The following is a 12,569-nucleotide window of genomic DNA, read 5'->3' on the forward strand; positions in this document are numbered from 1 at the left end:
GCAACTCGAACGAAGCCCAAGCCAGCTCATATTCCCCACAATTTTCAATCTGGAGGATCGAGCACATGGTGGGATTGGCCAGGGCTGTGCGCGACAAGGATGTCGCGCCCAGAGCGTCTCAGGGACGGATTCACAGCGTCCCTGGCCAATCCCACCATGTGGTCGAGCCGTGAAGCTTAAACAGAGACCAACACCCTCAGCTGGCTGTAGCTCGAACAGCATCGAATGCGGCTAACGCAAGGTATTCTCGACGTGCCCAGTTCGAACACGGGCCACCGTTTCAATGGTTCAAAGGCCTAACGTGATCAGGTCACACCCTACGAGGAGATTTACCTTTTGCCGGCCGGAGAAGAGTGGACTGCTTTCAGGGCTTCACGGCTCGAGTGCAGGGTGGGATGAACTGGCTTTGGCTTCGTTCGAGTTGCCTAGGTGGATCGTCTGGATAAAAAAAGCCCCCGATGCTCATGACACCGGGGGCGTTTTTTTTGGCAATGGATTGGTCTGGCTTAGTTATCCGCTTGGCGAACAAACTCCTCCATCCATTCCAGCTGCTCATGCAGCATGTGAAGCACCGACTCCCGGGCACGATAGCCGTGGGACTCCTCGGGCAACATGACCAGCCGGGCCGTTCCACCCAGACCCCGCAGCGCCTCAAAGAAACGCTCGGACTGCATGGGATAGGTCCCCGAGTTATTGTCCTCGGCCCCGTGGATCAGCAGGATGGGATTGTCCAGGGTATCGGCCGCAAAGAACGGTGACATGCCGATGTAGAGATCCGTGTCATCCCAGATGGTGCGCTGTTCACGCTGAAAGCCAAATGGCGTCAAGGTACGATTGAAAGCACCACTGCGGGCAATGCCGGCCTGGAAGGTGTCCGAGTGGGCCAGCACATTGGCAGTCATGAAGGCCCCGTAGGAATGCCCACCGATGGCCACCCGGTCCGGATCGGTCACACCTTGCTCAACACCGGCCTGCACCGCAGCCTCGCCATTCATCACCAATTGCTCGATGAAGGTGTCGTTGGGTTCCTGATCCCCTTCGCCCACCACCGGCATGGTAGCGCGATCCAGCACAGCGTAACCCTGGGTCAAGGCGAAATGAGGACCCCAATAGCTAAGACGATTGAACTCATAGGGCGAACCCTGAATCTGGCCGGCCGCATCGGCACTGCGATACTCCCGCGGATAGGCCCAGACCAGGGTAGGCAGCGGGCCATCCTCTTCCGGGTCGTAGTCGGCCGGCAGATACATCTGTGCCGACAGAGGCAGACCATCTTCCCGTTCATAGGTGATCAGTTCCCGGCTGACCCCCTTGAGCTCGGGCAAGGGATGCTCAAAGTCAGTAATCTGGCCGAGGCTGTCAGTAGCCAGGTCCCGCCAATAGTAGTTGGGTGGTGTATCCACCTGCTCACGCCGGGTCAGAACCACCGGTGTCTCGGCATCCAGCATGGCCACAACGGATTCATACCAGGGGGATTCGGAACGCCACAAGCGTTCGCTGTCTTTGCTGTCCAGTTCAAAGCGGTCCAGGAAGGGACGATCCCCCTCCTCCGATGCCCCGTCACCGGACATGAACAAGGCACCGTCATCCAGAACCAGTACGCGATGTCCTGTTTCGCCACGGCGGGTCATGGGTTCCCCGGGATCATTGTAACGATCCTCCCAGGAACGCTCCCAGAGCTTGCGGGGCTCGGTCTCAGGCTGGTCCGGTGCCACCTGCCACATGGTCTCGGCCCGGTTGTTGTACCAGCGCTCCAGAACCAGGGCGGTGCCGCCATCACCGAAGGTCACACCGCGGAAACGGTCACCCAGCTCGGCCAGGGCCACCGGCTCTCCGTCGAAGGGCGCATCCAGCAGATAAAGCCGTTCACGCACCTCCACCTCTTCCCGGGGATCGCCGCCATCCTGTGCTTCCGCCCAGAACAAGGTGGCATCGGCATCGCTGCGCCAGCTCACGCTGCGAGGCCCGGTCACCGTGGCATCAAAGGCAATGGGCAAATCATCGGCCAGGTCCCGGTCCACCACTTCATGAACCGCCTCTCCATCGTGGTCAAGAACCTCAATGGTGCGGGCAAAGCGAAAGAACGGCACCGAATAGGACCAGGGTTGCTGCAAGGTCTCCACCAGCAGATAACGACCATCCGGTGAAGGGGAGAAGCTGGAGATAATCCCGTCAGCCAGAATCGTTTGCTCGCCTTCAAGGCTCAGACGAACCAGTTCGACCTGAAAATAATGTTCAAACAGGCGCTCGTCGTGGGAATCTTCCAGCAAATCCTGATAGGTTCGCGCCGGTGCGGCACGACCCCGATTCTCCTGGACGATGGGCCCTTCTGGAACCCCGTCCGTTTCCAGGGCGGTGTCTTGGTCCGGCGCAACGCGGCGGACCAAGAGATATTCACTGTCCGGGCCCCACTCATAGGGCGTTCCCGGATAGGAGGCATGCACGTCCAGCTCGGACACCTCCCGAGCCTCGGCCGACTCGACATCAACAAGCCAGAGGGAAACCCGGTCCGGCGCCACCTGGGTGAAGGCCACTTGGCGGCCATCCGGCGAGAAACGGACATCACGAATACGGGGGCGATCGGGCAGACCGCTGACGGAACGGCTGACGCCCTCATCGATGGATTTCAAACTGAGATCCAGATAATAGTTGGGCCGACTGGGACCATGGTTTTCCGGATTGAAGCGAATCCCCGCCAAACGAAGCTCGGGCTCGGCCAGGTCCCGGATGGTCCGCAACGCGGGCCGTTCCATTAACAGCAACTGATCCCCTTGGGGGCTGAGACGCAGACTGGGTGTCAGTGGCGCGTCCACCAGGTCGATGATTTCCTGAGGCGGCTTCTGATAACTGGCCACCGACTCTCCCTGGGCCAGCACCGATAAAGGCACACAACAAAGGGCCACCATGAACAGACCGGCCACACCACTGCGAATAAATAACCCTCGTTTCCAAGACATAGACCTTCCTTTATCTTCAGACGATAAAATACCTGATCGATTACGATCGGTGGTTCACTGGAATTTTTTAACGAAATAGTTTCACGCCGGGGCGCTTGAAGAACAAGACCAAAATCATGCCCGCCACAAAACCACCGGCATGGGCCCCGAAGGCAACGCCCGCCTGGTCAGCAGGCGCAATCATGGACTGGAGCAGCTGAAATCCGAACCAGGCCCCCAACATGAGCCAGGCCGGCACCCAGACGAAGAAGATCACCACATAGGGCATGAGCAATTTAATCCAGGCGAAGGGGTGCAACATGAGATAGGCACCCAGCACACCGGAAATGGCCCCACTGGCGCCCACCATTGGGATGGTGGAATCCGGTGCCATCAATGCCTGGGTCATGGCGGCGGCCAGACCGCAGAGCAGATAGAAGACGATAAAACGGCCATGGCCCATGCTGTCTTCAATATTGTTGGCGAAGACATAGAGAAACAGCATATTACCGATGAGATGTAGCCAGCCCCCATGCAGAAACATGGAGGTGACAATGGTGGCCAGAGGCGCCACCACCAGATCCGGATGCCCGAAGGGCACCTGGAACAGGGCCTTGGGGATCAGGCCGAATTGATAAACCGCTTGCTGAAAACCGGGCTGGCCCAGACTGAACTGCCATAGGAACACCAGCACACAGCCGATCAAAAACACCCAGGTTACGATGGGTTTTCGATGGCTGGGGTTGTTATCGGCAATCGGTATCACAACTTACGGTCCTTTACGGCCATTTATCCCGGCTTCCCGCGCTGCCCATGTGACCATCGCCGGAGGAAATCGATCCCCCGGATGGGAAAATGGTTTAAAAACGGAGCTCAAGCGTTGTGGCGACGGTGGGCCAGCCAGGTGATCAAGCAATGTCCGGGCCAATAAAGCAGCACCGGATAGGCCACTATCAAGACCATTGCCCAGAGGGGATCCGGCATCCAGGTCTGTTCCATGCCGAAGGGCTGATACATCCAGTTCACATTGCGATGCGGCTCGGTGAAGAGCCAGGCCCCGATCACCCCAAAGGCTCCGATCAGGGATTGCAGCCACGGCCCGCGACGATCATAGCCATTGCGGCGGACCAACCAGACAAACACCAATGGCAGAAAGACGTGGTACAGAGAGGTGGCGCGGGCCAGCAGCGACAAGTCATCACTGAACATATAGGCCGTAAAACCGGTGACACTGTCGCCCAGCAGCAGGCCCAGGAAAAAATCCAGGCTCCAGCCCAGTCCCACCAGGGTCACCACACCCGCCTGGCTTGAGATCAGCAGGCGATTGCCGGCCCACAGGGCATAGAGCAGGATGAACTGAGCCAGGTTGCAGAGCCAGAAGAAGTTCTGGGGCCCCTGATTGTTCAGGATCACCGTCACCCAGAAAATCATCCAAAGGGTAAACCCCAGCCGCAACGCCAAGGGTATTGAAGGCTTTAACGGTGTAGATGCCATCGGCCATCCCCGCAACGCTCAGAATGAGTGGCGGGACCTGTATAATCCCGGCCTGATTCCCCGGAACAGATAAGCATCGGAGTACACCATCATGCAAGCGAAAATCGCAGTTGTCACCGGCGCCAACCGAGGCCTGGGTCTGGCCAGCTGCCGTGCCCTGTCGGATGCGGGCTACCATGTCATTCTTTGCGCCCGGGATTCGGAGCCCGGCGTGCAGGCGGTGGAAACACTGCAGCAGGAGAAGCGGTCAGTGGAGCTTCGGGTGGTGGATGTGAATCGGGCCGAACAGGTCAAGGACCTGGGCCGTTACATCCGGGAAAACTATGGCCGGGTGGATGTGCTGATCAACAATGCCGGCATCAACATCGAAAGCCGCCAGGCGGGTGGTGAGCGCTCCGCCAACCCCCTGATCGTCTCCCCCATGACCGTCATGGAAACCCTCAACACCAATACCCTGGGTGCACTGCGCATGATCCAGGCCCTGGCCCTGATGATGCCCGAGGGAGGGCGAATCGTGAATGTGTCCTCCGGGATGGGACAGCTGAGCGAGATGGACGGCGGCTGGCTGGGCTACCGCCTATCCAAGACTGCGCTGAACAGTCTCACCCGGGTCTTCGCCAAGGAATTGGAGGAACGGAGCATCCTGGTCAACTCGGTCTGTCCGGGCTGGGTGCGCACGGATCTGGGCGGCGAGCAGGCCAGCCGCTCCATCGAAGAAGGCATCGATACCATCATCTGGCTGGCCACCGACCCCGAGGTCACCGAATCCGGCGCTTTCTGGCGGGACCGGGCAAAGATCGATTGGTAGATGGGGTCAAGCTCACAATTGATTCCCGCTGAATGGTGACTTGATCTAGGTCATACATATATTAGCTTGTGCTGTTATCCTACGGCCCGGTCGAATTTTGTGAGGAAGCATCATGGATCAGTATGGCGACATTCAACAAAGCTTCGGACGCTGTCTGCGCGAAAACCCGAATTTCGTTGAGGACTTCTACCGTCGCCTGCTTTCCAGCCATGAGAAAATTCCGCCCATGTTCACCCATACCGATTGGCAGCTGCAGAACAAGCTGATCCGCCGGGGCATCAGCATGGCCATCACCTATGCCGGCACCCCAATGGCCGCCCGCCGCCAGATTGCGGATATCGCAAAAGTCCACAGCCGCGAGGGTCACACGCCGGTGGAACCGTCACTCTACCCCTACTGGATCCGAAGCCTGGTGGAAACCGTGGCCGAGAGCGACCCCCGCTATACCCCGAAACTGGGCCGGCGCTGGGAAGAAGCGTTGAAACCGGCCATTGAGATGATCATCAGCCAGTACTGAAGGCCACTCATGGGGGTACACTAACCACCATGAGAAAAAGCAGCACATCATGGCTTAGCTGGCGCAACCTGGAACGCTGGCAACTCATTCCCCTGCTGCTGGCTGCTCTGGCCGGCCTGGCCACCGGTCATTGGCAGACCGCACTGGTGGCCGGCTGGCAGGTGGCCATCTGGCCCCTGCTGGGCGCACTGCTGTTCACGGTATTTTTGAACCTGGATCTGAGGGGTTGGCAGCGAGCCCTGGTGGATCGACGCTTCCTGAGCGCGGTGGCCCTGATGAACTTCGGCATCCTGCCGTTGCTCACCGGCCTGACGCTCTTTTGGCTGCCGGCGGACCCAGTCATCCAATTCGCGGTCATCCTGGTGCTGCTGGCCCCCTGTACGGACTGGTTTCTGAGCTTCAATCTCTTGGGCCGGGGCAATCCGGAACGGGCCACGGCCGCCATTCCCTTGCTCCTGGCGGGGCAAGTGCTGACCATTCCCTTCTGGATAACCCTCTTTCTGGGGCCCGGCACACTGGAGGCATTCGGCCTGGAACGTTTCCTGGCCGTCTTCGTCGGCCTGTTTCTGGTCCCGCTGTCCCTTGCTCTGGCAGCCCAGCGACTCAATCGCCGCATCAAGGCCCTGGACCCGCTAATCCATGGCCTGCGGCATGCGCCACTGTTCCTGCTCATGGCGGTAATCTTTCTGGTCACGGCGGTGGAGCTATCCGACCTCTTGCATTCGGAACTGGGACAACTGCAACCTCTGATCTCGATCTTTCTGGGCTGGACTCTGGTGGCGCTGCTCATCGCCCTGGGCATCGGTCATGTGTTCCAGCTGGCGGTTCCCGCCCGTCGAACCCTTTGCTTTAATGCCGGCTCCCGCAATTCCTTCGTGGTGCTACCCTTTGCCCTGGCCCTGCCGGTGAAGTCCGATCTGGCCACGGCTGTTATCCTGCTCCAGGCCATGCTGGAATTGGGCTTGTTGATCCTGCTGACCCACTGGATACCGAGACTGATTCGATGAGCGAGCAAGACGCAGCAAACACCGTGACACCGCGCCGGCCTGTGGTCTTATACGACGGTGGCTGTCCCCGTTGTCGGCGGGAAATCGATTTTTATCAACGCAGCCGGGGCGCGGACGCGCTGGACTGGATCGACATCCACGCCGAACCCACGGCCTTGGCCGGCACGGGCATCCCCTGGGTGGATGCCATGCGCTACTTCCACATGCTGGATGGCGACGGGCGCTGGCGGGTGGGATGGGATGGCTTCATCGCCCTCTGGGCCGCCCTGCCCCGCTGGCGCTGGCTGGCCCGACTTGCCGCCCTGCCCGGGCTACGGCCCATCCTCTCCGGCCTGTATCGGCGCTGGGCGGATCGGCGCTTTCCCCGCCGCATGCGAGAATGCGACCTGGATTGAATCGGCCGAGTGTCCTAGCCTCCCTGTCCTTTCATGACAACACGGTTACGGCCCTTGGCCTTGCCCTCATACATGGCATGGTCAGCGTGACGTACGGCCTCGGTCAGATCACTGCCAGACAGTTGGGCCACGCCGATGGTGATGCGCACTGACAGCGGACCTGCGTCTGTATCGAAAGGCTCGGCCTCCACAATCTCGCGAATTTTCTCAGTCACCACCCCCGCCTGTTCCAGATCCGTTTCCGGCATCAGCAGCAGAAATTCCTCGCCGCCCCAGCGGCATAGGCAATCACTGGCACGAAGCTGGGATTGCACCCGTTTGGACAAGGCTACCAACACCTGATCGCCCACATGGTGGCCATGGGTATCATTAAGCAGCTTGAAGTGATCAATATCATAGAGCGCCAGAGTGATGGGCTTTTCGCTCCGCTTGCCCCTGGATTGCTCTGCTTTGACCACCTCCAGAATATGACGGCGATTGGCCAAGCCGGTAAGCGGGTCCTGACGCGCCAACTGCTGAATCATATCCAGAGCCCGGGACAGCTCCTGGTTCTTTTTCTCGATCCGCTCGCCACTGACCCGACGAATCCGATAGGCTCGCCAGGCCAGTACCGCGACCAGAGAAGCCAGCAGGAACAGCGCAAAACCCACGATACTGAGGATCTGACGATTCCTGAGGGTCATTTCCCGAAGCTCTGCATCCAGTTCCAAGTGTTCAATTCTTTGTTGCCGCTGCTCCGCCTGGAAAGCCTCTTCCGCTTCCAGAATGGCTTCCTGGCGCTGGGCATCCATCAACTCACTGTGGACTGAAAAATGGTCACGGGCATGTACCAGCGCTCTGGCATAGTCGCCAACGGATTCGTAGAACTCTGACAGCGCACGATGACTGTCCACCAGCTGCGGGCGTGCTTCCAATTCTCTGGACAGTTCCAGTGCAGCAATATAGAGCGCTTCTACCTGCTCCGGCTGGTCCAGTTTCAGGTACAAATCCGCCAAGCGATTGTAGGCATAGTGCAAGGCCCGAAAATGCCCGGAGCCTTCCAGGGTTTCGATACCCTGCCTGCAATACTCCACCGCCCGTTCCAGAGATTCCATACTGATCAAGGTATTGCAGATGTTGACTTGTTGATACGCGGCGGAGGTTGGGCGGTCCAGCTCCTGCATCAAGGCCAGGGATCGTTGGTGATACGGCAGGGCCGATTCGTAATCGCCATCGTCATTAAAGGTATTGCCGATATTACCCAGCATGATGCCGTAGCGACCCTGGTCCTCCAGTGCTTCATATCCTTCCAGGGCTCGATAGTAATATCGCCTGGCTTGCTCCGAATCACCCAGGCTGAAATGCAGGTTCCCAGCGGTATTGTTGGCAGCAGCCAGCAACACCTGATCCTCAATACCCTCTGCCAGGCGAAGCACGGCCTGATTCAGTCGCAAGGCTTCCTCGAAGTCACCTGCGTCCAGATAGACAGTGGCACGCACATGTTCGGCCTCGGCATGCAAACGTTCATCACCGCTTCTCAGCGCAAGCGCCTTCACAGCAGACAAGGTCATCAGGGCAGCTTCCCGGCGTCCCTGATCCCGCTGGATGTTGGCAATCTGCAGCAGGGCCTGAGCCTCGCCAGCAGGATTTTCCAGGGAACGGGCCAGTGCCAGAGCTTCTTCCAGCAAAGGCAAGGCCGCATTCGAATCACTTTCTTCGCCGGCATCCGTCAGCAGGGCCGAGACCGGCTCCGCCACCTGGGAGGCATGAGACTGATAGGGGAGAACAAGGAGCAGGCACAGCCACAGCAAGGTCATCGGTAAAACGCTGGCATTCATTGGCAACAGCTCCGCTCCCCGGGAAGAAATCATCTGGTCATCTTAAGGGTTTTCTATTCAGATATCTCGCAAAACACAAGAACCGTGGATTTTCAATCTTGCACATCCAGTCCCCAGTCGGTGTAATGCCTCCACCCCGGAGGGCCTAGCCATCCGATTTCCATTCAGCATTGCAACCAAAGAGTCATGATGGATAAAGCAGCCAGCCAGGAAAACATCACCCACCGCATCGCCGAGGAACTGGGGGTGCGCCCCGCCCAGGTCAACGCCACCGTCAAGCTGCTGGATGACGGGGCCACCGTGCCCTTCATCGCCCGCTACCGGAAGGAGGTCACCGGCAGTCTGGACGACACCCAGCTGCGGGAGCTGGAGCAACGACTGGGCTATCTGCGGGAACTGGAAGAGCGCCGGGCCACCATCCTGGAATCCATTGCCGAGCAGGAAAAGCTGACCCCGGAGCTGGAAAAGGCCATCAAGGCCGCGGAAAACAAAACCCGGCTGGAAGATCTATACCTGCCCTACAAGAAAAAACGCCGCACCAAGGGGCAAATGGCCATCGAGGCCGGCCTGGAACCGCTGGCCGATCAGTTATTCGAGGACCCGAGCCAGAACCCTGAAGCCCTGGCCGCCGATTACGTAGACGCCGACAGCGGCTACGGCGACACCGCCAAGGTGCTGGAAGGGGCCCGCGCCATTCTCTCCGAGCGCTGGGCCGAGGACGCCGAGCTGGTGGGCCGAATTCGGGAATGGATGCAGAAAGGTGCCTGGATTGAATCCCGGGTGGTGGAGGAAAAACGGCAGGAAGGCAGCAAGTTCCGGGATTACTTCGAACACGCCGAACCCCTGGCCAAGATCCCGTCCCACCGCTTCCTGGCCCTGCTACGGGGTCGCAATGAAGGCATATTGCGGCTCGACATCGTCGCCCCCGATCAACTGGAGAATGCCGAGCCGGCCCAGATCGAGGCCATGGTGGCGCGACATTTGGGCTGGTCTCACCAAAACCGGGCGGCGGATGACTTTCTGGCCGATGCGGTGCGCTTCACCGGCCGCATCAAGATCCTGGTCCGCCTGGAAACCGAGTTGACCAGCTGGATTCGGGAGCAGGCCGAGGAAGAGGCCATTCAGGTCTTCGCCGGCAATATGCGGGATCTGCTGCTGGCCGCCCCGGCCGGTGAGAAAACCGTCCTGGGTCTCGACCCGGGCCTGCGCACCGGCTCCAAGGTGGCGGTGGTGGACACCACCGGCAAGCTGGTGGAAACCGCCACCATCTATCCCCACGCCCCCCAGAAACAGTGGCAGCAGTCCCTGGCCGCCCTGCGCACCCTGGTGGAGCGCCATGGGGTGAACCTGATCGCCATCGGTAACGGCACCGCCTCCCGGGAAACGGAAAAGCTGATCAAGGAACTGACCCAGGAAAAGGGCCTGCGGGGCGTGGAGTACCTGGTGGTCTCGGAAGCCGGGGCCTCGGTGTATTCAGCCTCCGAGGCGGCAGCCAAGGAATTTCCGAATCTGGATGTGTCCCTGCGGGGCGCGGTCTCCATCGCCCGCCGGGTCCAGGACCCACTGGCGGAACTGGTCAAGATCGAACCCAAGTCCATCGGTGTGGGCCAGTACCAGCATGATGTGAGCCAGGTGAAACTGGGCCGCAGCCTGGAAGCGGTGGTGGAGGATTGTGTGAACGCGGTGGGCGTGGATGCCAACACCGCCTCCGCCGCCCTGCTCTCCCGGGTCTCCGGACTGAGCCAGGCGCTGGCCGAGAATCTGGTCCGTCACCGGGATGAAAACGGCCCCTTCAGCAGCCGCAAGCAACTGAAAAAGATCTACCGTTTTGGCGACAAGGCCTTTGAACAGGCCGCCGGCTTCTTGCGCATCCGCGGCGACCATCCCCTGGATGCCTCCTCGGTCCACCCGGAAGCCTATCCGGTGGTGGAGAAAATCCGCGACAAGACCGGCCGGGAGCTGTCCCAGCTCATCGGTGACGAGAAACAGCTGAAAAAGCTCGACCCCCAGGATTTCACCGATGAGCGCTTCGGCGTACCCACGGTGGAAGACATCCTCAAAGAGCTGGAAAAGCCGGGCCGGGATCCCCGCCCGGAATTCCGTACGGTCCAGTACCGGGAAGGGGTGGAAAAGATCAGTGACCTGGAAGCCGGCATGAAGCTGGAAGGGGTGGTCACCAATGTGACCAACTTCGGCGCCTTCGTGGATGTGGGTGTCCACCAGGACGGCCTGGTCCACATCTCCCAACTGGCGGACAAATTCGTCAAGGATCCCCGGGACGTGGTCAAACCCGGTGATATTGTCAGCGTGCGGGTGATGGAAGTGGACGTGGACCGCAAGCGCATCGGCCTCAGCATGCGCTCCGATGCCGCCGCCGAAGCCGGCAAGCCCGGCGGGGCTCCCAAGCACGCCAAGCCGGACAAAACCGCCAAGGGCAAAGGCAAGGGCGGTGGCGGAAAACCCGCCCGCCAGAAGGAACCGGAAGGCGCCCTGGCCATGGCCCTGAAGGAAAAGCTCGGGAAATAGTATCTCGTCCCCCGGTGGGCGAAAGCCGCCGGGGGATTAGGTTACAATGGGCGGCAAATTCCAATCGCTTACGGAGTCAACAATGAGTGAGCAGGACATGCCGCGCATGGAAATGGACGCGGACAATCTCTATCGGGAAGAAAACTACACCGATGCCCGGGTGGGCAGCATCCGCTGTCTGGTTCCGGTCAAATCCGACGGTAGCGACGACGACAGCCGCAGTGTGCGTTACTTGGGCAGCACCCAGGTGATGACCGAAGCCGGCGCCTTGCCGATTAACTTTGAAATCGAGGCGGACAACCTGGCCTCGGCCATTGCCCAATTCGACAGCGGTGCCCACCAGGCGCTGGAAGAGATGATGAAAAAGGCCGAGGAAATGCGCCGTGAGCAGGCCTCCAAGATCATGACCCCGGGCGATGCCGGCGGCATGGGTGGCATGGGCGGTGGCCAGGGCGGCATGCCCGGCGGCGGTGGCGGCGGCCTCCAGATGCCCTGATTTGGGTCCGGGCCCCGGCAACTGTCCGGGGCCCGACCATTCCTTTCAAGCCATCATGCATTACGCCAGCGACCTCATTCAGCTTTTCAATCAGACCTTCGAAGCCAGCCACAACACCATACTGGTGGGGGGTGGCGAAGAGCCTTTATACCTCCCTGCCGACCAGAATCATCTGCGCCATCGAATTATCTTCCGCCTGGACTACTTCGCCAGCGGTCTGCATGAGATCGCCCATTGGTGCATTGCCGGCAGGCAGCGGCGCCAGCAGGTGGATTACGGCTATTGGTATGAACCCGATGGCCGGGATGCCCAACAACAGGCCCGCTTCGAGGCGGTGGAAGCCCGTCCCCAGGCCATCGAGTGGGCCTTCAGCCGGGCCTGCCAAAAAACCTTCCGCATCAGCCTGGACAACCTGGACGGCCCCATCGAGCAAAGCCGACGCTTTCAAGCAAAGGTGGAAGCGACTTTACGTACACTGGAGGAGAAAGGCTTTCCGCCCCGGGCCCAGACATTTATCAGTGTCCTGTCCGTCTATTACCAACGCCACCCCGGCGCTTGGGATCGATAAACCAT

Annotated in this window: 11 protein-coding genes; 7 read left to right on the forward strand and 4 right to left on the reverse strand. The window is 60.0% G+C overall.

The features are described from left to right. Positions 1–506 precede the first annotated feature (506 nt). From J2T60_RS08665 to J2T60_RS08675, 3 genes are all read right to left on the reverse strand, one after another. Entirely contained in the window at positions 507–2,957 is a 2,451-nt protein-coding gene (locus J2T60_RS08665) for a S9 family peptidase (protein WP_253448470.1), read from the reverse strand. A 67-nt stretch (positions 2,958–3,024) separates the two neighbouring features. Then, entirely contained in the window at positions 3,025–3,702 is a 678-nt protein-coding gene (locus J2T60_RS08670; protein ID WP_253448473.1) for a rhomboid family intramembrane serine protease, read from the reverse strand. Between the two features lie 107 nt (positions 3,703–3,809). After that, positions 3,810–4,367: a hypothetical protein gene (locus J2T60_RS08675; RefSeq protein ID WP_253448476.1), complete on the reverse strand. Its 558-nt coding sequence runs from the start codon at positions 4,365–4,367 to the stop codon at positions 3,810–3,812. A gap of 154 nt (positions 4,368–4,521) precedes the next feature. Here J2T60_RS08675 and J2T60_RS08680 point away from each other — a divergent pair, with 154 nt between their 5' ends. The 4 genes from J2T60_RS08680 (at position 4,522) to J2T60_RS08695 (ending at position 7,157) form a co-directional block, all read left to right on the forward strand. Beyond that, the gene (locus J2T60_RS08680) at positions 4,522–5,238 is read left to right on the forward strand and encodes an SDR family oxidoreductase (protein WP_253448478.1); all 717 of its coding nucleotides are present in this window, start codon (positions 4,522–4,524) and stop codon (positions 5,236–5,238) included. A 112-nt stretch (positions 5,239–5,350) separates the two neighbouring features. Beyond that, positions 5,351–5,755, forward strand: a complete 405-nt coding sequence (locus J2T60_RS08685; protein ID WP_253448481.1) for a globin — start codon at positions 5,351–5,353, stop codon at positions 5,753–5,755. A gap of 29 nt (positions 5,756–5,784) precedes the next feature. Beyond that, positions 5,785–6,762 (forward strand): bile acid:sodium symporter family protein, encoded by a 978-nt coding sequence (locus J2T60_RS08690; RefSeq protein WP_253448484.1) that lies wholly within the window; start codon positions 5,785–5,787, stop codon positions 6,760–6,762. Further along, positions 6,759–7,157 (forward strand): thiol-disulfide oxidoreductase DCC family protein, encoded by a 399-nt coding sequence (locus J2T60_RS08695; RefSeq protein ID WP_253448487.1) that lies wholly within the window; start codon positions 6,759–6,761, stop codon positions 7,155–7,157. Before J2T60_RS08690 ends, J2T60_RS08695 begins: the two co-directional genes overlap by 4 nt. A 14-nt stretch (positions 7,158–7,171) precedes the next feature. Here the strand turns inward: J2T60_RS08695 and J2T60_RS08700 are convergent, their stop codons facing one another. Further along, the gene (locus J2T60_RS08700; protein ID WP_253448490.1) at positions 7,172–8,974 is read right to left on the reverse strand and encodes a tetratricopeptide repeat-containing diguanylate cyclase; all 1,803 of its coding nucleotides are present in this window, start codon (positions 8,972–8,974) and stop codon (positions 7,172–7,174) included. A 189-nt stretch (positions 8,975–9,163) separates the two neighbouring features. Between J2T60_RS08700 and J2T60_RS08705 the strand changes: the two genes are divergently transcribed. From J2T60_RS08705 to J2T60_RS08715, 3 genes are all read left to right on the forward strand, one after another. Beyond that, complete coding sequence (locus J2T60_RS08705; RefSeq protein ID WP_445376056.1) at positions 9,164–11,500, forward strand: Tex family protein; 2,337 nt, start codon at positions 9,164–9,166, stop codon at positions 11,498–11,500. 82 nt (positions 11,501–11,582) lie between these two features. After that, positions 11,583–11,996, forward strand: a complete 414-nt coding sequence (locus tag J2T60_RS08710) for a hypothetical protein (RefSeq protein ID WP_253448497.1) — start codon at positions 11,583–11,585, stop codon at positions 11,994–11,996. Between the two features lie 55 nt (positions 11,997–12,051). Next, positions 12,052–12,564: an elongation factor P hydroxylase gene (locus J2T60_RS08715; RefSeq protein ID WP_253448500.1), complete on the forward strand. Its 513-nt coding sequence runs from the start codon at positions 12,052–12,054 to the stop codon at positions 12,562–12,564. The last annotated feature ends 5 nt before the right edge of the window (positions 12,565–12,569 follow it).

The sequence above is a fragment of the Natronospira proteinivora genome (genome assembly GCF_024170465.1).
GTDB lineage: Bacteria > Pseudomonadota > Gammaproteobacteria > Natronospirales > Natronospiraceae > Natronospira > Natronospira proteinivora.

Excerpts from the sequence above, each read along its gene's own strand:
- J2T60_RS08695 (WP_253448487.1), top strand. The coding sequence starts at position 6,759 with ATGAGCGAGCAAGACGCAGCAAACACCGTGACACCGCGCCGGCCTGTG.
- J2T60_RS08685 (WP_253448481.1), top strand. The coding sequence starts at position 5,351 with ATGGATCAGTATGGCGACATTCAACAAAGCTTCGGACGCTGTCTGCGC.
- J2T60_RS08680 (WP_253448478.1), top strand. The coding sequence starts at position 4,522 with ATGCAAGCGAAAATCGCAGTTGTCACCGGCGCCAACCGAGGCCTGGGT.
- J2T60_RS08675 (WP_253448476.1), bottom strand. The coding sequence starts at position 4,367 with ATGATTTTCTGGGTGACGGTGATCCTGAACAATCAGGGGCCCCAGAAC.
- J2T60_RS08710 (WP_253448497.1), top strand. The coding sequence starts at position 11,583 with ATGAGTGAGCAGGACATGCCGCGCATGGAAATGGACGCGGACAATCTC.
- J2T60_RS08715 (WP_253448500.1), top strand. The coding sequence starts at position 12,052 with ATGCATTACGCCAGCGACCTCATTCAGCTTTTCAATCAGACCTTCGAA.
- J2T60_RS08705 (WP_445376056.1), top strand. The coding sequence starts at position 9,164 with ATGGATAAAGCAGCCAGCCAGGAAAACATCACCCACCGCATCGCCGAG.
- J2T60_RS08690 (WP_253448484.1), top strand. The coding sequence starts at position 5,785 with ATGAGAAAAAGCAGCACATCATGGCTTAGCTGGCGCAACCTGGAACGC.
- J2T60_RS08665 (WP_253448470.1), bottom strand. The coding sequence starts at position 2,957 with ATGTCTTGGAAACGAGGGTTATTTATTCGCAGTGGTGTGGCCGGTCTG.
- J2T60_RS08700 (WP_253448490.1), bottom strand. The coding sequence starts at position 8,974 with ATGAATGCCAGCGTTTTACCGATGACCTTGCTGTGGCTGTGCCTGCTC.